The 21,461-nt window shown below is 73.2% G+C and carries 20 protein-coding genes and 1 pseudogene; 7 read left to right on the top strand and 14 right to left on the bottom strand.

What is annotated here, in order from left to right:
• The 3 genes and pseudogenes from G3I53_RS15265 to G3I53_RS15255 all read right to left on the bottom strand — a co-directional run.
• Positions 1–311 (bottom strand): annotated as a pseudogene (locus tag G3I53_RS15265) (hypothetical protein); the annotation flags it as partial.
• Entirely contained in the window at positions 308–1,159 is an 852-nt protein-coding gene (locus G3I53_RS15260; protein WP_164336864.1) for a DUF364 domain-containing protein, read from the bottom strand. The pseudogene G3I53_RS15265 and the gene G3I53_RS15260, both read right to left, overlap by 4 nt.
• Position 1,160: 1 nt before the next feature.
• The gene (locus tag G3I53_RS15255; RefSeq protein WP_164336863.1) at positions 1,161–2,186 is read right to left on the bottom strand and encodes a pyridoxal-phosphate dependent enzyme; all 1,026 of its coding nucleotides are present in this window, start codon (positions 2,184–2,186) and stop codon (positions 1,161–1,163) included.
• A gap of 199 nt (positions 2,187–2,385) precedes the next feature.
• On the opposite strand from G3I53_RS15255, the gene G3I53_RS15250 reads away from it, so the two are divergent.
• Positions 2,386–3,294, top strand: a complete 909-nt coding sequence (locus G3I53_RS15250; RefSeq protein WP_205078242.1) for a kinase — start codon at positions 2,386–2,388, stop codon at positions 3,292–3,294.
• Between the two features lie 98 nt (positions 3,295–3,392).
• On the opposite strand, the gene G3I53_RS15245 is transcribed toward G3I53_RS15250, so the two are convergent.
• Genes G3I53_RS15245 through G3I53_RS15230 form a run of 4 tightly spaced genes read right to left on the bottom strand, consistent with a single transcriptional unit; the run spans position 3,393 to position 7,466 of the window.
• Positions 3,393–4,709: an FAD-dependent oxidoreductase gene (locus tag G3I53_RS15245; RefSeq protein WP_164336861.1), complete on the bottom strand. Its 1,317-nt coding sequence runs from the start codon at positions 4,707–4,709 to the stop codon at positions 3,393–3,395.
• Between the two features lie 32 nt (positions 4,710–4,741).
• Positions 4,742–5,452, bottom strand: coding sequence for a maleylpyruvate isomerase family mycothiol-dependent enzyme (locus tag G3I53_RS15240; protein WP_164336859.1), 711 nt, complete (start codon positions 5,450–5,452; stop codon positions 4,742–4,744).
• On the bottom strand, positions 5,452–6,300 hold the full coding sequence (locus G3I53_RS15235) for a fumarylacetoacetate hydrolase family protein (protein WP_164336857.1): 849 nt from the start codon (positions 6,298–6,300) through the stop codon (positions 5,452–5,454). Before G3I53_RS15235 ends, G3I53_RS15240 begins: the two co-directional genes overlap by 1 nt.
• Complete coding sequence (locus G3I53_RS15230) at positions 6,297–7,466, bottom strand: cupin domain-containing protein (protein WP_164336855.1); 1,170 nt, start codon at positions 7,464–7,466, stop codon at positions 6,297–6,299. The genes G3I53_RS15235 and G3I53_RS15230 overlap by 4 nt, the downstream gene beginning before the upstream one ends.
• A 128-nt stretch (positions 7,467–7,594) precedes the next feature.
• On the opposite strand from G3I53_RS15230, the gene G3I53_RS15225 reads away from it, so the two are divergent.
• Positions 7,595–8,371 carry an IclR family transcriptional regulator gene (locus G3I53_RS15225; RefSeq protein ID WP_164336853.1) on the top strand — a complete coding sequence of 259 codons (777 nt, stop codon included), beginning with the start codon at positions 7,595–7,597 and terminating at the stop codon, positions 8,369–8,371.
• A gap of 58 nt (positions 8,372–8,429) precedes the next feature.
• Here G3I53_RS15225 and G3I53_RS15220 read toward each other — a convergent pair whose 3' ends face one another.
• Genes G3I53_RS15220 through G3I53_RS15195 form a run of 6 tightly spaced genes read right to left on the bottom strand, consistent with a single transcriptional unit; the run spans position 8,430 to position 15,201 of the window.
• Positions 8,430–10,166 carry a CocE/NonD family hydrolase gene (locus tag G3I53_RS15220; protein WP_164336851.1) on the bottom strand — a complete coding sequence of 579 codons (1,737 nt, stop codon included), beginning with the start codon at positions 10,164–10,166 and terminating at the stop codon, positions 8,430–8,432.
• Positions 10,167–10,183: 17 nt separating this feature from the next.
• Positions 10,184–11,125: an MBL fold metallo-hydrolase gene (locus tag G3I53_RS15215; protein ID WP_164336849.1), complete on the bottom strand. Its 942-nt coding sequence runs from the start codon at positions 11,123–11,125 to the stop codon at positions 10,184–10,186.
• A gap of 33 nt (positions 11,126–11,158) precedes the next feature.
• On the bottom strand, positions 11,159–12,082 hold the full coding sequence (locus tag G3I53_RS15210) for an alpha/beta hydrolase (RefSeq protein ID WP_164336847.1): 924 nt from the start codon (positions 12,080–12,082) through the stop codon (positions 11,159–11,161).
• Between the two features lie 3 nt (positions 12,083–12,085).
• Positions 12,086–13,201 carry an NAD(P)/FAD-dependent oxidoreductase gene (locus G3I53_RS15205; protein ID WP_164336845.1) on the bottom strand — a complete coding sequence of 372 codons (1,116 nt, stop codon included), beginning with the start codon at positions 13,199–13,201 and terminating at the stop codon, positions 12,086–12,088.
• An 11-nt stretch (positions 13,202–13,212) separates the two neighbouring features.
• Positions 13,213–14,169, bottom strand: a complete 957-nt coding sequence (locus tag G3I53_RS15200; RefSeq protein WP_164336843.1) for a phosphotriesterase — start codon at positions 14,167–14,169, stop codon at positions 13,213–13,215.
• Positions 14,170–14,217: 48 nt separating this feature from the next.
• Positions 14,218–15,201, bottom strand: coding sequence for a phosphotriesterase (locus G3I53_RS15195; RefSeq protein ID WP_164336841.1), 984 nt, complete (start codon positions 15,199–15,201; stop codon positions 14,218–14,220).
• 216 nt (positions 15,202–15,417) lie between these two features.
• Here G3I53_RS15195 and G3I53_RS15190 point away from each other — a divergent pair, with 216 nt between their 5' ends.
• The 4 genes from G3I53_RS15190 to G3I53_RS15175 are packed head-to-tail and all read left to right on the top strand — an operon-like array spanning position 15,418 to position 18,858.
• A complete protein-coding gene (locus tag G3I53_RS15190) occupies positions 15,418–16,590 on the top strand; it encodes a cytochrome P450 (protein WP_164336839.1) in 1,173 nt (390 codons plus the stop codon).
• On the top strand, positions 16,587–16,775 hold the full coding sequence (locus tag G3I53_RS15185; RefSeq protein WP_164336837.1) for a ferredoxin: 189 nt from the start codon (positions 16,587–16,589) through the stop codon (positions 16,773–16,775). The genes G3I53_RS15190 and G3I53_RS15185 overlap by 4 nt, the downstream gene beginning before the upstream one ends.
• Positions 16,772–17,914: an FAD-dependent oxidoreductase gene (locus G3I53_RS15180; protein WP_164438443.1), complete on the top strand. Its 1,143-nt coding sequence runs from the start codon at positions 16,772–16,774 to the stop codon at positions 17,912–17,914. The genes G3I53_RS15185 and G3I53_RS15180 overlap by 4 nt, the downstream gene beginning before the upstream one ends.
• Positions 17,915–17,925: 11 nt before the next feature.
• Positions 17,926–18,858, top strand: a complete 933-nt coding sequence (locus G3I53_RS15175) for a LysR family transcriptional regulator (RefSeq protein WP_164334367.1) — start codon at positions 17,926–17,928, stop codon at positions 18,856–18,858.
• 42 nt (positions 18,859–18,900) lie between these two features.
• Here G3I53_RS15175 and G3I53_RS15170 read toward each other — a convergent pair whose 3' ends face one another.
• Entirely contained in the window at positions 18,901–19,509 is a 609-nt protein-coding gene (locus G3I53_RS15170) for a TetR/AcrR family transcriptional regulator (protein WP_164334366.1), read from the bottom strand.
• A gap of 327 nt (positions 19,510–19,836) precedes the next feature.
• Between G3I53_RS15170 and G3I53_RS15165 the strand changes: the two genes are divergently transcribed.
• Positions 19,837–21,461, top strand: a 1,625-nt coding sequence (locus G3I53_RS15165; protein WP_239063911.1) for an MFS transporter, incomplete at its 3' end; no start/stop codon positions are given.

Below are 21,461 nucleotides of genomic sequence, written 5' to 3'. Positions count from 1 at the left end.
ACGAGCGCGCCCGCCGCCGCCCGGTCCCGGCGCACCCGGTCGAGGAGGGGGGCGAGCGCGGTGCCGGCCAGCAGGGCGGCCAGGCCGCCGAGTCCGCGCAGTCCGCCGACGGCGGGGACACCGCTCCCGGCGTGGTCGGCGATGGGTACGAGGTAGGTGCTGAAGACGGTGAACGGCAGCAGGCCGACGGCCGAGGCGAGCAGCACCGGCCACAGGGCGCGGGCCATCGCGAGGTCGCCCGGCAGCGGTTCGCCGTTGCCGTCCGAAGCCGGTCCGGCCGGACCGGAGCCGCGGGGTGCGTCGGTGTTCACCGGGCGGCCCCGCCGGCGTGTGCCGGGGCCTGCCGCGGCACCCGGTAGCGGTGCATGAGCGTCGGTTCGGCGCTGAACTGGGAGAAGGGGAAGGGCTCGGCGTTGAGCGCGGTGACACCGTGGGAGAGGAAGGCGCGGGCGACGGCGCTGCCGGTCTGTGCGTAGACGACGAGGGGGATGTCCTGGTCCCGGCAGTGTTCGAGGATGAGGTCGAACGTGCCGTTGCTCAGGGTCATTCCGGTGGCGACGACGGCGTCGGCCGCGGCGAGCACCTCCGTCATGTCGTCGCTGACGCGCTCGCCCCACTGGGTGGTGCGCAGGTTGAGGTCGCAGGGCAGGCAGACGCCGCCCCGCTCACGTATCGCGGCGACCAGCGGGTTCACCACGCCGATGAGCGCGACCGCGGTGCCCGGCGTGATGTCGAGGAGTCCGGCGACGGCGGCGTCCCGGGCGCGGGCCCGGACCTCCGGGGTCCCGGCGGGCAGGGTGACGGGTTCGGCGCCGGGCGCGTCCCGGTGCGGCAGCACGCGGGCGAGGTAGGCGTCGAGGGCGGCGACCCGGACGGCGGTGGCGGGGTGCCGCAGCAGGTCGGCGAGGGTGTGCCCGGAGGCGTCCGCGCAGACTTCGGGGGCGACCTCGCCGGCCTCGAAGGCGCAGGCGCCGAAGACCGGGCCGGTCCGCAGCACGAGGTAGTGGTTGTGGTAGGTGACGTCGCTCCCGGCGAGCCGGGTGGTGTGGTACAGCCGGAAGGCGCTGGTGACGTGCAGGGTGCGGGGGTCGGGGCCGTGGGCGCCGGCCAGGACGGCGGCGGTCAGCCCGGCGACGGTCCGCGGCTCGGGGCGGGGCATGTCAGTCCCTCTCGTCGGTGGGGGCGGGGGCGGCGGGGATGCGCAGGTCCTCACGGGCGGCGGTGGACCAGGGCAGTCGGAGGTCCCGCAGGTCGGTGATCTCGTGCGGCTTCAGGGCGCCGGGGTCCGGTGCCTCGCGGTGGCGGGCGTAGGCGTGGTCGACGTAGCGGTGGCCGGTGTCGGCGGCGACGAAGACGTGGGTGCGGGAGTCGTCCCGGCGGCGTTCCCAGCGGGTGGCGAGGTGGGCGGCCCCGGCGGACAGTCCGGCGAAGATGCCGGTGTCCCGCAGGAGGTGGACGGCGCCGGAGACGGCGCAGTCGAAGCCGATCCAGTGGACGCGGTCGTAGAGGGCGTGGCGGACGTTGCGGAACGCGATGGCGCTGCCGATGCCGGCGATGATCATGTCCGGGTCCGCCACGTGCTGCGCGCCGAAGGTGACGCTGCCGAAGGGCTGGACGCCGACGAGGGACACGTCGCGGCCGGCCTCGCGCAGCCAGGTGGCGAGGGCGCCGGTCGAGGCACCGGACCCGACTCCGCCGACCAGGGTGAGGGGCCCTTCGGGGATCTCCCGGTCGAGCGCGGCGGCCACGTCGCGGTAGCCGAGGTAGTGGATGTCGTCGTGGTACTGCCGCATCCAGTGGTACGAGGGGTTGCGGGCGAGGATCTCGGCGACGCGCCGCACCCGCGCCTCCTGGTCCAGGCGCAGGTCCCGGGAGGGCGGGACCTGTTCCAGCGTGGCCCCGAGGATCTCCAACTGGACGCGCAGGGTGCGGTCCACGGTCGTGGAGCCCACGATGTGGCACTTCATGCCGTACCGGTGGCAGGCGAGCGCGAGGGCGTGGGCGTAGATGCCGCTGGAGCTGTCGACGAGCGTGTCGCCGGGCCGGACGGCACCGGTCTCCAGGAGACGGCGCACCGCTCCCAGGGCCGAGTAGATCTTCATGGACTCGAAGCGCAGGCAGACCAACCCGGGCTGCAGCGCGACGAGATCCGGTCTCTTGACCGCCTCCGCGATGTGCGGGTCCATACCGGTCCTCCTGTCTGGTCGGCGACGGGACCGGCGTGAGCATCACACTATTTGAAAATGATTGTCAACATCAGGTGCGCATCGACCGCCGGGCGGCGGCAGGCGCACGGAGACCGGCTTGCGGCACCCGGACCCCGTCGCGTACAAATGATTTTCACTTTCATCTACGGCGCCTGACGCCTGCTCAGGGAGGACACGCGTGCGAACCGGAGTGGGCACCGCCCACGGCACCTTCGGCGAACTGCTGCAGGGCGTACTGCCGGAGCGGGACGGGGACTTCCTGGTCACGCTCCCGGTCGCCCGGTGGACGAGGGCGGTGTTCCGGCCGGACCCGGACGCCCCCGGCCTGGTGGTCCGGCCGGCCCGGAAGGTGAAGGCCCTGCGGATGGCGCGGCTGGTCATGGCCCGCGCGCCGCGGCCGGTCGGCGGGGTGCTCACGGTCAGCAGCCTCCTCCCGGAGGGCAAGGGACTGGCGAGTTCCTCCGCCGACCTGGTCGCCACCGCCCGGGCGGTGGGACAGGCCGTGGGCCTCGCCCTGCCCGCCGCCCGGATCGAGCGGCTGCTGGCCCGCATCGAACCCACCGACGGGGTGCTCCATCCCGGCATCGTCGCCTTCCACCACCGCAGCGTGCGGCTGCGCGCGGTCCTCGGGACGCTGCCGGCCATGGCCGTGGTGGGCGTGGACGAGGGCGGCGCAGTCGACACGGTCGCCTTCAACCGCCTCCCGAAACCCTTCACGGCGGCCGACCGGCGCGAGTACGCGCGTCTGCTGGACCGGCTCACCGGTGCGGTGCGCGCCCATGACCTCGCCGAGGTGGGCCGGGTCGCGACCCGGAGCGCGCTGATGAACCAGGCGCTGCGCCCGAAGCGGCTCCTGGGCCCACTGTGCGAGATCTGCCGCGAGGTCGGCGGCCTGGGCGTCGCGGTCGGCCACAGCGGGACGGCGCTGGGCGTGCTGCTGGACACCGCGGACCCCGCGTACACGCATCGCGCCACCGCGGCGGCGCAGGCGTGCGGCCGGATCGCGGACGGGGTGACGGTCTACCGCACGCTCAGCTTCAACGGAACCGGCCACCGGGCGGCACCGCGCCCGCCGGTACCGGCATGACGACACCGCCCCCGGCACGACAGGACCGCCGCCCACGCCCCTGAAGGGGACGTGGGCGGCGGCGGGTGGCGGCGCGGGGGCAGCGGGGCGTCGAGGGTCTACGCCCTGCCGCTGCCGGTCGTCGCCAGGGCTCCTCCCCCGGACTCCTCGGGCTCGGCCGAGGAGAGCGGGATCGGGACGAACATGGGCGGCTCCTCGTCGGGAGTCAGGGCGGTCGGGCCGTACACCCAGTCGGTGAAGTGGTAGTCGTAGGTGTCCCGGGCCCGCATGATCGCGTTGCGCCGGAGCCTGGACTCACCGTCCAGGTGCCACAGTTCGCCCCACGCGCGGGCGGTGGTCTGGACGCGGCGGCAGTGCTCCACCCGGACCGCCTCGTAGGCGGCGAGCGCCTCCTCCCACGCGGGGCGGGTGCCCTCCGGGGCGGCCTCGGCCAGCCGGGCGTAGTGCCGGGCGAGGACCCAGCCGTCCTCGATGGCCATGATCGCGCCCTGGGCCATGTACTGCAGCGGCGGGTGCGCGGCGTCGCCGAGCAGGACGATGCGGCCGTGCACCCACGTGTCGACGGGATCGCGGTCGAACATCCGCCACCAGCGGTCCCGCCACATCAGCGGGATGCCCTTGCGCACCGGGTCGCAGGTCGCCTCGAAGGCGGCGTCCAGCTCGTCCGGCGTGCCCCAGTCCTCCTGGCCGGCCAGGGCCTTCGGCGACTCGAACACGGCGACCTGGTTGAACATCTCGCCGCCGCGCAGGGCGTACTGGACGAAGTGACAGCGGGGGCCGATGTACACGGTGACGTCGTTCTCCGCGACGCCGTTGTCCCGGACCTGCTCGATCGGGACGGCCGCGCGGTAGGCGACGTAGCTGGAGCTGACGACGTCGTCGCCGATCAGCTTGGTGCGGGCCACGGAGTTCAGGCCGTCCGCGGCGATCACCAGCGGCGCCTCCTCGGTGCTGCCGTCCGCGAGGCGGACCAGGGCGCCGTCCTCGGTCTGCTCGTAGTCGACGACGGTGCGGTCGGTGAGCAGTTCGACCCCGGCGCGCTCGCAGGCGCGCAGGAAGATGCCGTGCAGGTCGCTGCGGTGGATGACCATGTACGGGAAGCCGTACCGGCGTTCGAGGTCGCGCAGGTCCAGGCGGGTCAGCTCGCTGGAGTCGAGGGCGTCGCGCATCACCATGCCGTCCGGGACGACGCCGAGGGTGCGGGCCTCGTCCAGCAGCCCGTACTCGTCGAGGATGCGGGTGCAGTTGGGGGCGATCTGGAGGCCCGCGCCGACCTCGCCGAACGCCGGGGCCCGCTCCAGGACGCGGACCCGCAGCCCTTGGCGGGACAGGGCGAAGGCGGCGCCGAGGCCGCCGATGCCGCCGCCGACCACGAGGACGTCGGGCCGCCCGGCGGGCGTGGGTTCAGGATTCATGACCGGTTTCCTTACGGTTCGCGGGCCGCTGGTCAGAGCCAGGCGCCCAGCGTGGGGGCGGGCCTGCCGCCGACGGCGCGCGGTCCCGCGTCCCGTCCGGCGAGGTAGGCGGCGATGGCGGGCAACCCGGTCTCGATCAGGGCGGGTTCGCCGTCGCCGGGCAGCTTCCAGGTGGTGCCGGTGGCCGCCACCCGCAGGGTCACGGCCGGGCCGGGGGCGGCGGCGCGCTTGGCGACGATGTCGTCGCACAGGGCGGCGAGGAAGTCGTCCGGCAGGTCCAGGAAGGACACCCCGGCCGCCAGGTCGACGGCGTGCACGCACACCTCCCGGGCGCGCAGCCAGGGCACTTCGGTGGCGGGCACGGTCCTGCCCTGAGCGGTGACCACCTCCCGGCGCCACTGGTGGTCGCCGAGGGCCGCCATGCCGGCCTCCAGTGCCTCGGCCGAGGTCCGCAGCCACGCGGTGAGTTCGACGGCGGGCAGCGCGCGGCCCCGCTCGATGCCGGCGGCGCGCTCCTCGGGCGAGGCGTACATGGGGGTGGGTTCGCCGGTGGCGGCCCAGTGCACCAGGTTGGACAGTGCCTCCGCGTTGGCGGCGACGTGGGCGGTCACGTGGGCGCGGCTCCAGCCCGGCAGCGTGCCGGGGGCGGCGAAGTCGGCGTCGTCGAGACCGTCCGCGGCCTTGAGCAGCAGGTCGGTGCCGAGCCGGCTCCAGTGGCGGGCCTGGTCGAAGGTGCGGGCCATCAGGCGGACTTCTCCTTGACGACCGTGTTCTCCAGGCGGCCGATGCCCTGGATCTCGGTGACGACGCGCTCGCCGCCGAGGAGGTAGCGGGCGGGCCTGCGGGCGTGGCCGACGCCGCCGGGGGTGCCGGTGGCGATGATGTCGCCGGGGTTCAGGCGGGTGACCGTGGAGACGTACTCGACCAGGTCGACGGGGTCGAAGAGCAGGTCGCCGGTGGTGTCGGACTGCATGAGTTCGCCGTCGACGGTGAGGGACACGTCCAGGACGGGGCGGACACCGCCCGGCAACTCGTCCGGGGTGACCAGGTAGGGGCCGACCGGGGTGCTGGAGTCCCACATCTTGCCCTGGAGCCACTCACGGGTGCGGAACTGCCAGTCCCGGCAGGTGATGTCGTTCAGCACGGTGAAGCCGGCGATGGCCTGCTCGGCGTCCGCGCCGCGGGCGCGGCGCACCTTCCTGCCGACGACCACCGCGAGTTCGACCTCCCAGTCGAACTGCACGGTCTCGTCCGGCCGGGCGATGTCGTCGCGCGCGCCGATCAGCGAGTCGGCGAACTTGGCGAACAGGGTGGGGTGTTCGGGCAGGTCGCGGCCCATCTCCTGGATGTGGTTGCGGTAGTTGAGGCCGACGCACACCACCTTGGACGGGGCGGGCACCACGGGGGCGAAGTCGGCGCCCGCCACCGGGTAGGTGGTGGCGCCGTCGGAGGCGGCGGCCGCCGCGCGCCCGGCCCAGTCCTCCTCGGCGAGCAGGGCGCCCAGGTCGGGGGCGCCGAGGTCGACCAGGACGTCGCCGTCCAGCTTGACGGCGCGGGTGGTGCCGCCGGTGCGGAGGGTGGCGAGCTTCATCGGGTGGTTCCTTCCACGTGGGTACGGTCGAGCCGCAGGGCTTCGAAGATCGGCGAGTCGCTGAACCGGAACAGGTCCAGCGCGCCGGAGTCGGAGTCGGTGGACCCGGCCTCGGAGCGCACCGAGAGCGGCTGCCAGGACGGGACGACGAAGAGGTCGCCGCGGGTGACGGACCAGGTGGTGTCGCCGGCGGTGACGGTGCCGGAGCCGTCGAAGACCTGGTAGACCGACGAGCCGGTCTCGCGCACCGGGGCGGTCTCGGCGCCGCGGGCGATGCGGTGCACCTCGGCGCGGATGGTCGGCAGCACGTCGGCGCCGGTCGCCGGGTCGGAGAAGCGGACGGCGGCGTGGCCGGGCTCCACGGTGCCCCCGTACCCCTCGGCCTCCAGGGCGAGCTGGTCGGCGAGGGCGCGGTCGGTGTGCTCCCAGCGGTAGGCGAGCAGCGGGGAGCCGGGGCCGGCCGGTGCGGCGCCGACCGGGCGCAGCCCGGGGTGGCCCCACAGCCGCTCGGAGCGGGAACGCTCGGGGGTGATGCGCTCCGCGTCGCTGATCTCGTCCCGGCCGAACTCGAAGAACTGGGACTCGCTCGTGTACTGGAAGGGGATGTCCAGTCCGTCGATCCAGGCCATCGGCTCGGCGGTGGCGTTGTGGTGGGCGTGCATGTTCCAGCCGGCCTGCGGCAGGAAGTCGCCGCGCCGCATGGCCACCGGGTCGCGGCCGACGACGGTCCACACGCCCTCGCCCTCGACGACGAAGCGGAAGGCGTGCTGGGTGTGGCGGTGCTCCGGGGCGTCCTCACCGGGCATCAGGTACTGGATGGCCGCCCACAGCGTCGGGGTGGCGAACGGCCTCCCGCCGAGGGACGGGTTGGCGAGCGCGATGGCCCGGCGCTCGCCGCCGCGGCCCACGGGCACCAGGTCACCGGCCTGGGCCGCGAGCTCCCGCAGCCGGTCCCAGCGCCACAGGTGCGGCACGGCGCGCGAGCGCGGGTGGGCCGGCATCAGGTCGCCGATCTCGGTCCACAGCGGGACGAGGAGTTCCTTCTCGAAACCCCGGTACAGCTCTTCGAGCGCCGGGGTGACCTCGGGTTGCCCCTCCGCGGCCACGGCTTCGAGCCGGACCGGGGAACCCGTCACCGTTTCCTGGGCGAGGGAGGAGTGTGTCATGCCGACAGGCTGCCGTGTGTCTCTGTGAAGAACACTCGAATTCTGGAGAGCAGAACGTGTGCGAGGATGGCGGGGAGAACCGGCCGCCGGGACCGCGGGCGCCGGGGCCTCCGGAAGGGACCGTCGGAATGGACAAACCGCTCAAGACGCCGCCGCCCTATCCCATCGCCAGCGTGGATCACGCGCTGCGGGCGGCGACCGTCCTGCAGATGGAGGGCGGCGCGACCGTGTCGCAGATCGCCGAGCGGCTGGGGGTGGCCCGGTCGACCGCGCACCGGCTGCTGGCGATGCTCGTGTACCGGGACTTCGCGGTGCAGGGCGAGGACCGCGTCTACCGGGCGGGGCCGGTGCTGGAGCTCGCCGCGCACTCCCAGTCGTTCGTGTCGCGGCTGCGCGCGGTGGCCCTGCCGCATCTGCAACGGGTCGTCGACCTGCTGGACGAGACGACGAACCTGATCGTGCGCACCGGGGACACCGCGCGCTTCATCGCCTCCGTCGAGTGCCGGCAGACCCTGCGGGTGGGGTCCCGCGAGGGCATGGTGTTCCCGGCGCACCGCACGACGGCCGGGCTGCTGCTCCTCGCCGACCTGACCGACGAGGAACTCGACGACGTCTACGCACCGGAGCGGTACACCGACCGGCCGGGCGAGCGCCCCGACCTGGACCGGCTGCGCACCGAGCTGAAGCGGCTGCGCCGCAACGGCTCCGCCGTCAACCGGGAGCGGTCCGAGCGCGGTCTGGTGGCCGTCGGCGTGCCGGTGCGCGACACCGGCGGCCGGGCACGGGCGGGCCTGTCGGTGTCGATGCCGAGCGCGCGGTACGACCCGCAGCGCCTGCGGTCCCTGGTCGCCGTCCTGGACGCCTCGGCACGGGCCGTGGAACGGGACCTGACCGAGGCGGGCTGACGGCCGGGAAGGCCGGGAGGGCTGTTCCCCCCCCCGGCCCGGTGGCGCCCGGCGCCGGCTACCGCCCCGCGTCGTCCGCGGGGGCCGTGGTGAACGGCAGCACGAGCCGGGACTGGTGCGCCGCGTCCCGGTAGATCTTGTGCGTGACCGGACGGCCCACCGGCAGGTGGAAGGCGTCCGGCGGCAGCAGCGCGTTGTGCGCGTCGGCGAGCGGCTCGTTGTTGGACAGTTCCACCACCAGCCGGTGTCCCGGCAGGAAGGTCGCCGCGAACGGGTAGAGCCGCAGCACGTACTCCTGGACGGTCCCCGGCTCCACCGGCACGGCGCGGGTGTGCGGGTGGTAGGGGTTGCCCTCGGTGGTGCGCTCCTCGTCGAGTTCGCGGTGCGACGCCTTGAGGTAGCCGCTGGTGATCAGCTGCCGCTTGCCGCCGGGGGCCTCGTCCCACAGGCGCAGGATGAAGTTGGTGTCGTCCTGGTCGATCTCCGCGAACAGGTGCGCCGCGCCGGTGCCGATCAGCTCGGTGGGCTTCTCGAACGGCTCGGTGCGCCAGTCGAGGATCTCCACCTTGTCGGTGACGGTCAGCGGCGCCTGGTAGAAGCCGTCGGGGGCGGCGTGCTCGGCGCCCATCGCCTCCGGCTCGAAGGACAGCTTGCGCCGGGGCCGCAGGTAGAGGGAGGTGTACTCGATCTCCTTCGGCGGCCACTGCCCGGCGGTGACCACCTCGCGCGAGCCCTCCACGAAGACCCGCACGGCCGGCTCGTCCATGATCCCGTTGTCGACGCCCTTGAGCCAGTACTCGTACCAGCGGAACATCTTGTCGTGCTCCTCGATCCAGGGGCGCGACTGCATGGGCGGGTAGGAGCCGATGTCCAGCTTCTTGGGGCCCTTGAGGACGTCGAACAGCTCGATGTGACCGTCGACGGTCCAGCCGCGGCCCTGGTCGATCTGGAGGTAGACCGGGATGTCGATGTTCCGGGCCAGGTTGACCGGGTTGCGTTCCTCGTACCAGTCGCCGTCGAGCGGGTTCATCACGATGTCGAACCAGAACTCTCGGTTCTTGGGGTACTTGAGGACGTGCACCAGGTTGGGCCAGGCCGCCACGTCCGGGTCGCGCAGCCGCTCGTCGACCAGCTTCTTCAGCTCCTCGGGCGGGTACACCTCCTGCATGCGGGACTTCACGTGGGTGTGGGCGATGCCGGAGTCCCCGCCGCGTCCTTCGCGGGCGGCGCGCGGCATGAACCACATGACGCCGCCGTGGTACGTCGTCTCGTAGAAGTCGTAGTGGCCGCCGCTGACGAAGATCGCCTTGAGGTGCGGCGGGCGTTCGGCGGCGGCGAGCACCTGCATGGAGCCGAAGTAGGAGATGCCGATCATGCCGACGTTGCCGTCGCACCAGGGCTGCGCGGCGACCCACTCGACGACGTCGTACAGGTCCTGCCCCTGGGGCACCCCGCCGAAGTTGTAGTTGCCGATCATGACGCCGCCGGAGTCGCCGGTGCCGCGCATGTCGCCGATGACGTGGACGTAGCCCTCCTGCACGACGCGCGCGATGTCGCCCGCCTCGATGCAGCCGTCCCACATCGGGCTGGGCCGCAACTGCGGGGGCGTGGTGAGGGCGAGCGCCTGGAGTTCCTTGCCGTAGGCGCTCATCGCGATCAGGGCCGGGCGGGGGGTGTCGTCCTGACCGTGGTAGGCGTCCACGGCGAGTTCGACGCCGTCGCGCATCGGGACCCGGAGGTCCTTGCGGACGGCGATGGTCTGCTCGCCCGCCCGGAGGGTCTGGAAGTCGGTCATGACGTGGTGCTCCTGTGTCACGGGGTGCGGTCGAAGTGCGTGCGGTAGCCGGCGAGCGTGGTGAAGAACGGCGACGGTTCGAGGGTGGGGTCCCCGGTGTAGCCGAGTTCCCCGGCGACCGGCTCGAACGGCGCGTACGGCGAGTCGGTCTCCTGCGGACCGGCCCGCAGGCAGGCGCAGGCCGCCCGGGCCACCCGGCTCTCGATGTCGAGGCTCTGGGTGAGGGCCTGGCGCGCCTCGGCCTCGTCGAGTTCCACGCCGTAGGGCGTGCCGTCGGCGCGGCGGTAGGGGTGCCCGAGGTAGAGGTGGCGCGGGCGGACGGTGTCCCGCAGGTACACCAGGCCGTCGCGGTAGGCCCGCGGGTCGGTGTAGCCGGGGAATCCGTTGGCGGCGCCGTGCACCTGGACGGCGTCCCCGGTGAACACCGCCCGCTGTCCGTCGAGGACGTAGGCGACCGAGCCGAGCGTGTGGCCCGGGACGGGGTGCACCGACACGGTGACGCCCTCGCCGAGGGACAGCGTCTCGCCGCCCCGGACCAGCAGGGTGGGCTCCATCTCGCCGGAGATGACCGCCTCGGCGGCGGCCGCCACCTTGGCCTCGCCCTCGGGGTCGCGCAGGTAACGGCCCCGCCCGGCGCGGTACTCCGCCACGTGGGCCGAGCGGGAGCGCAGGAAGGGCGCGTCGGCCTCGTGGATGACCACCTGGGCGCGCCGCCCGGTGAGCTCCCACAGGGCGAACGCCCCGCCGACGTGGTCGATGTGACCGTGGGTCAGCAGAATCCAGCGCACGTCCTCGATGCGCCGCCCGATCGCCTCCAGCGCGGGCGCCATCCCCTCGGCGGGGGACGAGGCGATCCCGGTGTCGACGATCGCCGGCTGGGGCGCGTCGATGTAGAAGCTGTAGAGCCCGAACCGGCCCCACGGGGAGACCAGGGGGTGGACGGGGACTGCTCGCGTCATGCCGCTTCCGCTCCGCTCGTTCCGGGTGGCCGGTCAGGACCGGCCGAGGAAGTCCCGCGTCTCCGCGAAGACCCGGTGGTACTCGGGGATCCAGCAGAAGTGCTGGACGAAACCGTGGCCCGCGCCCGGGTACCGGCTCACCCTCGCGTCCACTCCGGCCTCGCGCAGCCGCTGTCCGTACAGCTCGCCCTCGTCGCGCATCGGGTCGAACTCGGCGGTGACGACGAGGGCGGGCGGCAGACCGGTCAGGTCCTGCCGCTTGACCGGCGAGACCAGCGGGTCTGCGGGGTCGGCGCCGCTGTCCAGGTAGAAGGCGTTGAACGGCTTGAGTGCGGCGGTCTCCAGCCCGTAGCCGACGGCGTTCTCCCGCAGCGAGGCGTAGCGGCCGGTGTCGAAGTCCAGGTCCAGGGAGGGGTAGTAGAGGATCTGGTGGGTGATCCGGTCGAAGCCCTCGTCGTGGGCGCGGGCCGCGACGGCGGCGGCGAAATTGCCGCCGGAGCTGTCGCCGGCGACGGCGAGGGTGGTGCCGTCCCAGCCGAGCTCCGCGCCCTGGCCGACGGCCCACCGGACGACTCCGTGGCAGTCGTCGAGGCCGGCCGGGAAGGCCGCCTCGGGGGCGCGCCGGTAGCCGGCGGAGACGACCTTCAGGCCGGTCTCCTTCGCCAGCGAGCGCGCCACGTGGTCGTGGGTGTCCAGGCTGCCGAGGAAGAAGGCGCCGCCGTGGAAGTAGACGATGAGGCCGTGGCGTTCCGCGGTGTCCGGGGTGTAGACGCGCACGGGCACGTCACCGGCGGCCGTCCGGGCGGTGACGTCCTGCACCGCGTGCAGCGGCAGCCGCTCCTCGGGCAACGGGACCTGTGCCTCCTCGGCGGCGCGCATCGCGGCGGGGTCGAGGGGGCCGGCGGGCGGGGCGGGCAGGCCCGCCAGGACCTTGGCGATCTCGGGGTGCAGAGGCATGGGTCACTCCTTGGCCGCGGCGGCCGCGGGCTTCTGTCCGGGGAAGACCTCGTCGATCTCGTCCTCGCTCCAGCCCTGGCGGGAGATGCTCTGGAGCTGGTCGGTCACCGGCTTGCGGGTGGCCTGGTAGAGGGCCAGCGCCTCCTTGACGGAGTCCGCCTGCCGCAGGGCGTCGGCGAGCGCGCCGCCGTCCTCGATGGCCGAGTTCGCGCCCTGGCCCTGGTGGTGGAGCATCGAGTGGGCCGCGTCGCCGAGCAGGACGACGGAGTCGGAGTGCCAGGTGTCGACGGGGTCGATGTCGTAGACGCCGCGGACGTTGACGGTGTCGAGGTCGAGGCCGCGGGTGATGGAGATGAGACGCTCGTCGAAGCCCTCGACGGTCTGCAGCAGGTCCTCCCGGGTCACCCGCGGGTTCCAGGTGGGGTCCGGGCACAGGGCGGTGATGTCGAAGGAGACCTGGCCGCGGTGGCGCAGCGGGAGCAGGTAGATCTTCGTGCCCTTGCCGATGTACATGCGGAGGTTGTCGTCGACGACCATGCCGTGGGCGTCGTCGGCGGAGATCACCGCGCGGTAGGCGCGCTCGCCGGAGAACACCGGGCCCTTGTCGCTGAACAGCCGGTCCCGCACGACCGACTTGATGCCGTCGGCGCCGACGACCAGGTCGGCCTCGACGGTCCTGCCGCCGGCGAAGGTGAGGACGGCGCGGTCGCCCGTGTCCTCGACGGTCTCCAGCTTGTGGCCGAGGTGCACCATGCCCTCGGGCAGCACGCCCAGCAGCGCCTCGATGAAGTCGCCGCGGTGGATGAGATGGGTGTGGGTCTGCTCGCCGTCGGCGGGCCACGCCTCCTTCATGATCGGGTCGCCGGCGGCGGTGAGGATCTCGAAGTACTCGCTCGGGGAGCTGACCTTCGCGATGGCGTCGAAGATGCCCCACTCGCGGAAGCGGTTCATGGTGGAGGGGCGCAGGCCGATTCCGGCGCCGACCTCCCGGATGCGGGTGGCCTGTTCGTAGACGCTGACGTCGGCGCCGAGCAGGCTCAGCGCTTTGGCCGCCGCCGCGCCGCCGTAGCCGGCACCGACGACGGCGATCTTCAGGTTCTTGAGGTCCGAGAGCTGCATGGTCGTTCTCTCTACTTCTGGAGGGTGAGGAAGTCGGCCGGGTTGTCGACGAAGATCGTCCGGATGGCGGCCTCGTCGAGGCCGGCGGCGCGGAGGTCGGGGATGAGGTCCTCGAAGATGTAGTTGACGGTGTGGCCCTTGACGCCGGGCCAGCCCAGCGGGCTGCAGTTGGCGTCGGCGGAGGCGAGGACCTGCCGGATCCTGCGGCCGCCGTCGATGAACCGCAGGAAGTGGTCGAGGCGTTCCTGGCGGGGGCGGGCCCAGAACGGCGGGTCGGGCAGCTCGGTCTCGTAGCCGAAGGTGTCGAAGCCGATGCGGCCGCCCTGTTCGGCGATCCACACGTCGCGGGTCTTGTCGGCGTTGACCCCGTCGTCGACGTGCCCGAACAGGACGCGGTCCAGGGGCAGCCCTTCCTCCCGGAAAATGGAGATCGCGTTCTCCGCGTCGATCGCCAGATGGGTGAGGATGGGCACGCCCGTGGTGAGGGCGGCGCGGGCGGCGGCCCGGTAGATGCGCTTGTCGAGGTCGGTCATGCGGCCGCCGCGGCTGACGCCGACCTTGATGACGCCGGCGAGGCTGCCGGTGTCGCCGATGCCGACGGTGATCTCGTGGACGAACTGCCGCATGAGGTAGTCGACGTCGGCGCGGGCGAAGTGCGGCAGCGCGGTGTCGCCGCCGACGAAGCCGGTGCAGGCGACGATGTGGACGCCGGTCTTCGCCGACAGCGACTTGTAGTGGTCGACGTCGCGGCCGTTGCAGATGCCGGTGGCGTCGACGAAGGTGCCGCCGCCGTACTCGTGGAACGCGCGCAGCTTCGGGACGGTCTCCTCGTACCGCTGCTCGGGGGTCTTCCACCACTTCGTGTCCAGCTCGGAGCCGGGCATCCCGTAGCCGATGTGCTCGTGGACGGCCACGAGCCCCAGTTCCTCGGCCGGGACCGCCCCCAGGACGGTGTTCACTCTCGACACAGCACTCACCTTCGGATCAAGAAGCCTGATGGTCGTTCGGGCGGGCGCTCAGCGCGCCGGGCGCACCGACAGCAGGGCGCGCGGGTTCGCTTCGAGGATCCGCCGCGTGTCCTCCTCGCCGACGCCGCGCGCCGTCAGCAGGGGGACGAACGCGGTGAGGACGTGGCTGTAGGGCAGGTCGTTGCCGGTGTGGCCCTTGGCCACTCCGGTGGCGCCGGTGGACAGCAGGATCCGGCCGGAATGGCCCTGACGGACCAACTCGGCGACGAGGTCGGCGCGTTCGGCGTCCGTGAGGTGGTCCTCGTCCTCGGTGCCGACGTGGTCGAGGGCGACGTGGGCGCCGCGGCGGGCGACCTCCAGGGGGGCTCCGGCGGCGACGGCGTCCCGGCGGTCGAGTCCGCCGACGACGACGCGGTCGGCGGGCAGCCCCTCGTCGAGGACGACGTCGAGGTCGTGCAGGGCGTCGGCGCCGTGCCGGACGGAGACCGGGACACCGGTGGCGAGCGCGGCGCGGGCGGCGCCGCGGAAGAGGCTCTCGTCGGTGGCGGTCATGCCCGTGCGGGTCGCCGCGGTGGCCACCAGTCCGGCCGCGCCCCGGCGTTCGACGCGGGGCACGACCATGCCCTCGGTGACCTCCCGGGCGAACAGGTCGGCGAACTTCTCGGCCGGCCAGGGCGTGGGCGGGTCGGTCTGCGGGGTGAGGAAGTAGCCGCCGAGGAGTTCCTCCGGGCCCTGGCCGGTCGAGGCGACGATGTGCACGCCGGTCGCCCGGGAGAGGGTCTCGTAGAGCCGGACGTCACGGCCGTGGAACATGCCGGTGCTGTCGACGACGGTGCCGCCGCCGTGGACGCGGAAGTCGTTCAGCTTCGCGGCGAGCACCTCGAAGATCTCGGCGCGGTCGAGGGTGACGTCGAAGGCGTGCTCCGCGCCGGGGACCACGGACAGCAGGGCCTCGTGGACGGCGACGACGCCCAGCCGATCGGCCGGCACCGGGCCCAGGACGGTGTTGACGGTGGTGCTCTCGACGCTCATGGCTGCCTCACGAGTCCGGGGAGGGGTGCGCGGCACCCGGTGGGTGCGGTCACCGTAGCCATTCGCTTTACACGACGTCAATGAAACAGACGCAGAGAAAAAATATTGCACATAAGGTGAGCACGGCCGCCCGACCAGCGATCATGCAGCGGATGCATGGTGCGCCATGCAAAACATTCACTTGCCGAATGGGGGCGGTCTCCCTTCACTGAGGGCATGAGCACCCCACCCACCTCGGACATCGACCTCTTCGCCGACGAGGTCCTCCTCGACCCGTACCCCGTCTACGCCGCACTGCGGGAGACGGGCCCCGTCGTCCACCTGCCGGAGAACGACGTCTACGCGCTGACGCGGTACGACGTGATCCGGGGCGCCCTGGCCGACGTCGAGTCCTTCTCCTCCACCTCGATCGGATTCAATCCGGCGGTCAACGAGGCGCTCAGCGGCACCTCCCTCGCCTCCGACCCGCCGGTGCACACCCGGCTGCGCGCCACGCTCACCGAGAACCTCTCGCCGCGCGCGCTGCGCGGCCTGAAGGGACGGATCGAGGCCAAGGCGGACGCCCTGGTGGCGCGGCTCGTCGAGCAGGGTTCCTTCGAGGCCGTCGACGCCCTCGCCCGGGCCTTCCCCCTGGAGGTCGTCGCGGACCTGATCGGCTTCACGGGCGAGGCCCGCGACAACATGCTGCGCTGGGGCCAGGCCGCCATGCAGGTCATCGGCCCGATGAATCAGCGCACCGCCGAGAACTTCCCGATCGCCGGCGAGCTGTACGCCTGGTGCTCCCAGGTCAGGGCCGCCGACCTGGCCGAGGGCTCCGTGGGCCGCGGCATCTTCGACGCCGAGGCCCGGGGCGACATCCCCGCGGGCACCGCCGGGCACATCATCCACCAGTACCTGGGGGCGGGCGTCGACACCACGATGGCGTCGATCGGCAACATCGTCGCCCTCTTCGGACGGCACCCCGACCAGCTCGCCCTGGTCCGCGAGGACTCCTCGCTGGTGCCGAGCGCGTTCAGCGAGGTACTGCGCTACTGGGCCCCGATCCACGCCTGGGGGCGCCGCGCCACCCGGGACGTCACCGTGGACGGCGTCGTCGTCCCCGAAGGGGCCCAGGTCGCCGTCCTGTTCGGGGCGGGCAACCGCGACCCCCGCCACTACGAGAACCCGGACGCCTTCCTGGCCGCGCGCAACCCGGTCGACCACCTGTCCTTCGGTTACGGGCCGCACGGCTGCGCGGGTCAGGGACTGGCCCGCCTGGAGGCGCACGCCGTGATCGACGCGCTGTCCCGGCGCGTGGAGCGCCTCGTCCTCGGCCCCGAGGTCCGCGTCCCCAGCAACATCACCCGCAGCATCGAGGAGCTGCCCGTCCTGGAGGTGGTCCCGGCATGAACATCGTTCTCGACCGCGCCCGTTGTGAGGGGCACGGCCTGTGCGAGGAGGCCGCCCCGCAGCTGATGCACCTCGACGACGAGGGCGAACTCGTCCTGGACCGCGAGCAGGTCGGCGAGGCCGACGCCGCCGCGGCGCAGGCTGCCGTCCGGGTCTGCCCGGTCGCCGCGCTGAGGCTGGCATGAGCACCGCCGCCCTGCGGCGCGTCGTCGTGGTCGGCAACGGCATCGCCGGGCTCACGGCGGCCGACACCCTCCGGGACACCGGCTTCGACGGCGAGCTGACCATCGTCGGCGACGAGCCGCACCCGGCGTACAGCCGCCCCGCCCTGTCGAAGGCCCTCCTGCTCGACCACGACGACCACGCCGCCCATCGCCTCGCGCCGAGCGCGCACGGGGCCACCGAGCTGCTCGGCGTGCGGGCCACCGGGCTCGACCCGGACCGCCGCCGGGTCCGCCTCGACGACGGCACGGAGCTGCCGTACGACGGGGTCGTGCTGGCCACCGGCTCCCGGGCGCGACGGCTGTCCGCACTGGCCGGGGAGGTCACCCTGCGCGGCCTGGACGACGCGCTGGGGCTACGCGGACGGCTGGCCGGGCGGCCGTCGGTCGTCGTGGTCGGCGGGGGCCCGCTCGGCATGGAGATCGCCTCGGGCTGTCTGGCCGCGGGCTGCACCGTCACCCTCGTCTCCCAGGGGCTGCCGCTGACGGTGCAGCTCGGCCCGTACCTCGCCGGCGTCTTCGTCGGGGCGGCGCGGGAGCGGGGACTCACGGTCGTCGACACGGAGTCGGCCCGCCTGGAGGGACCGGAGCACGGCCCGCGGGTCGTCCTCGCGGAGGGCACGGTCCTGGAGGCCGGCCTCGTGGTGTCCGCCGTCGGGGACGTGCCCAACACGGAGTGGCTGGCCGGCACAGGGCTCGTGGAGCGGGGCCTCGTCCCGGTGGACGCGCGCGGGCTGGCCCGGCCGGGCATCGCCGCCGCCGGGGACCTGGTCGGCCTGCCCACCCCGTCCGGTCCGCGCCGCATCCCGCTGTGGAGCAGCGCGATCGAGCAGGCGAAAGCGGCGGCGAGGGCGCTGGTGCACGGCGGGGCCGCGCCGCCGCTGGAGTTCCAGCCGTACTTCTGGACCGAGCAGTTCGGGCTGAACCTGAAGGCCGTGGGCCCGCTGCCCCCGGCCGGGGAGCCGGAGTACCTGGCCGGCGGGCCGGGCGGCGGACCGGCGCTGATGCGCTGGCCGCACCCCGACGGGACCGGCACGGTCGCGGCGCTCGACCACCGGATCCCGGTCCCGCGGCTGCGCCGGCTGAGCCGGTCCGCCGCGTAACATGCCTCGGCATGGACGACGCCGGTGACGACGCAGAGGGCACCGCGGCTTCGGCACTGGACCGCCTGGCCTCCGTCAATCTCAACCTGCTGGTGCCCCTCCTCGCGCTCCTGGAGGAACGTTCGGTGACCCGCGCGGCGGAGCGGGTCGGCCTCTCCCAGCCGGCGATGAGTCACGCGCTGGCCAGGATGCGGCGGCTGCTCGACGACGACCTGCTCGTCCGGCAGGGGCCCGGGGTCAGCCTGACCCCGAAGGCGACGCAGCTGGCCGCGCCGCTGCGCAGCGTGCTCCAGCAGACGGCGCGCATCGTGGACCTGCCGTCCTTCGACCCCGCCACGGACCAGCGCGTCGTCACGGTCGCGATGACGAACAGCACCGCCTTCGTCATCGGCCCGCACCTGATCCGGCTCGTCGCCGAACGCGCGCCGGGTGTCACCCTGCGGCTGCGCACCATCACCGTGCCCACCGAGGCGACCTACACCGACCAGGGCGTCGACGTGGTCCTCGTCTCCGAGGCACACTTCTCGCCGCATCCGCGCGAGCGCCTCTACGACGACCGCGTGGTGGTCGTGGCCGGGGCGGACGCGCCGCCCGACGCGAGCGCCCTGGACCTGCTGGCCGGGCTGCCGCACGTCGTCGTCGACACCGACCGGCGGGTCTTCCCGTACTCGGTGCTGGAGGAGCGCGGCGTCACCTACCGGGTGGGCCTGCGGGTCTCCGACTTCCTGCTGGTGCCGGTCCTGGTGGCCCGCGCGGGCGGCGTCGCGCTGTTCCGGTACCAGGTCGCCGCCGCGATGCGGGAGCTGGCGGAGCTCAGGATCGAGGAGTTCCCGTTCCCGCTGCCCGGACTGGGGATCGACATGGTGTGGAATCCGCGGTCGGGCGACCAGGAGTTCGTCGCCTGGTTCCGCGCCCTGCTGCTGGACGCCGCCGCGCGTCTGTGACCCCCGCCGGGCGGGCCGGGCCGGCCGTCGGGCTCCGCCGGGTCAGGTGAGCAGGCGGGCCCAGCTCTCGCCGAGTTCGTCCAGCATCTGGTCGCGGCTGAGCTTCCAGTCGGCGCGGTGCCAGTTCTGGGCGACGAAGTCGAGCTGCGCCATCGCGAGCACCCCCCGGAAGCGCCGCTGGTGGGGCTCGAAGCGGCCCGCCCGGTCGAGCCCGTCCTCGATGTCGCTGATGGCCTCCTCCAGCCAGCGCTCCACCAGGTCCGTCAACTCCGGGTCGACCACGGCGGCGTCGCGTCCGGCGCGGATGATGGGCCGGATGTCCGGCCACCGCTCGGCGGTCTGCCGCAGCCACGCGCCGATCGCCTCCGGCGTGCCCTCGGCGACGGTGGCCACCAGGTCGTGCGCCGTGGAGCCGTGCTCCGCGGAACGGACCCGCCGCAGCGCCTCGTTGAGCCGCTCGTCGATGAGCGCCCGCATCAGCTCGCTGCGGGAGGAGAAGTACGCGTAGAAGGTCACGCGCGTGGTGCCCGCCGCGGTCGCGATGTCGTCCACCGTGGTGCCGGCGTACCCCTTCGCGTTGAAGAGTTCGAGCGCCGATTCCAGCAGCAGACGGCGCGTCATCTGCTTGTGCGCCTCACGAAGGTTCGCCATGCCCGGATCCTAACGTGCTGGTCCGCACGCCGACCGGCCACACCGCCACCCCTGTTCACGGACCGTAAGCGAGATTGACGGGCCGTACGCACACCGGCCGAAACGTCCGCCATCCGAGACGACGCGCTGATGTGTGACCTTACTTCCCAGCTGTTTGCTTTATGTCACACTCAGAGCATTGACGCGGCGTAAAGCGAATGCCATTCTCCACGGCATCACGCCCGGCCCGCCGTCACGCCTCTCCCCACCGCGACCGCCGGGCCGTGGCCTCACCGCTCTCCAGGCTCCCGTTCCGGGACGCCCTCTTCCCAGCCATGGAGAACAGCCATGACCGTCAACAACGGGACGACGACGTCCCAGGGCCCGACCGCGGGGGCCGCCCGACTGCCGGGCTACGCGGGAACACTGGCCGCCGCCTGCGGCGCGGTGTTCGTCGCCCAGGTCGCGAACGCCCTGCCCGCCTCGCTGAACGGCCTGTTCCAGCAGGACCTCAACACCCACGGATCGCAGCTCACCTGGATCACGGCGGCGTTCATGATCGCCGTGGTCTGCTTCGAGTTCACCTTCGGTGTGCTCGGCGACCTCTTCGGCCGGCGGCGCCTCGTCGTGGCCGGCACCGCCCTCGTCGCGGCGGGCAGCACCGTCGCCGCGCTCGCCCCCACCGTGCAGGTCCTCTGGGTGGGCGCCGCCCTCAACGGCCTCGGCGCGGGCGCCATGTTCCCCGGATCGCTGACCGCGATCACCGCCGTCACCCGCACCAAGCGGGACCGCGCCCACGCGGTCGCCCTGTGGAGCGGCTTCCTGTCCGCCGGCGCGGCCCTCTCACCGCTGCTCGGCGGCATGTTCGCCAAGGTCGGCTCCTGGCGCGGTTCCTTCTGGGTGCTGGTCGGGCTCGCCCTGGTCAGCATGGTCGTCACCCTGCTGCTCGCCACGGAGTCGAAGGCGCCCGAGGGCCGCAAGCTGGACGTCCCCGGCCAGATCACCTTCGCCGTCGGCCTCATCCTGGTCCTGTACGGCGCCGTCGAGGGCCCCGAGTCGGGCTGGACCACCCTCCCCGTCATGCTCTCCTTCGCGCTCGGCGCCTGCTTCCTCGCCGGGTTCGTGCTGGTGGAACTGGGCGCGGACTCCCCGATCTTCGACCTCAAGCTGTTCCGCAACCGGGCCTTCACCATCTCGTCGGTCGTCGCGGTGATCGGCATGCTCGCCTTCCTCGGCGCCTGCTTCGCGACGAGCATGTGGCTCGGCCCCGTGCAGCACCAGGACCCGATCCGGGTCGCGGTGCCCTTCCTGCTGCTCCAGGGCCCCGCCTTCCTGCTCATCCCGGTCGTCTCCCGCCTGCTGCACCGGGTCGCCCCCGCCTGGCTGCTGTCCTCCGGCTTCCTCGTGATGGCGGTCGGCTGTCTGCTCGGCACCCGGCTGGACGTCACCGACACCGGGCTCGGCGCCTTCGTCGCGCCCACCCTGCTGATCGGCATCGGCTTCGCCCTCACCGTCAGCTCGGTGACGGCCGTGGCGCTGAACAGCGTGCCGCCGCACCTGGCCGGCATGGCCAGCGCCACCACCAACATGCTGCGCGACCTGGGCTTCGTCCTCGGCCCGGTGGTGGTCAGCGCCGTCGCCCTGAGCAACGCGGGGTCGGCCTTCGCCTCCGGCCTGGCGGGCGCCGACCTGCCGGCCGGGCAGATCGCCGCCGCGCAGCAGATCGCCGACGCCGGCGGGCCCATCGCCGTGAACAGCCTCCCGCCCGGCGCCCCCGGCTCCGCCGCGCACGGCCTCGCCCTGGACGCGCTGGGCAGCGGCTTCCACACCGCGTACCTGGTGTGCGCGGTGGCGGCCCTGGTCGCCGCCGGCCTGACCGCCTTCGGCATGCTCGGCATCCGCTCGGACCGCTCGCTGGAGGAGGAGGCACAGGCCCCGGTGGCCTCCGGCCACGACGACACCCGGCAGCCCGC

This window comes from Streptomyces sp. SID14436, assembly GCF_010548465.1.
Taxonomy (GTDB): domain Bacteria; phylum Actinomycetota; class Actinomycetes; order Streptomycetales; family Streptomycetaceae; genus Streptomyces.
This window is presented reverse-complemented; position numbering and strand designations above follow the sequence as displayed.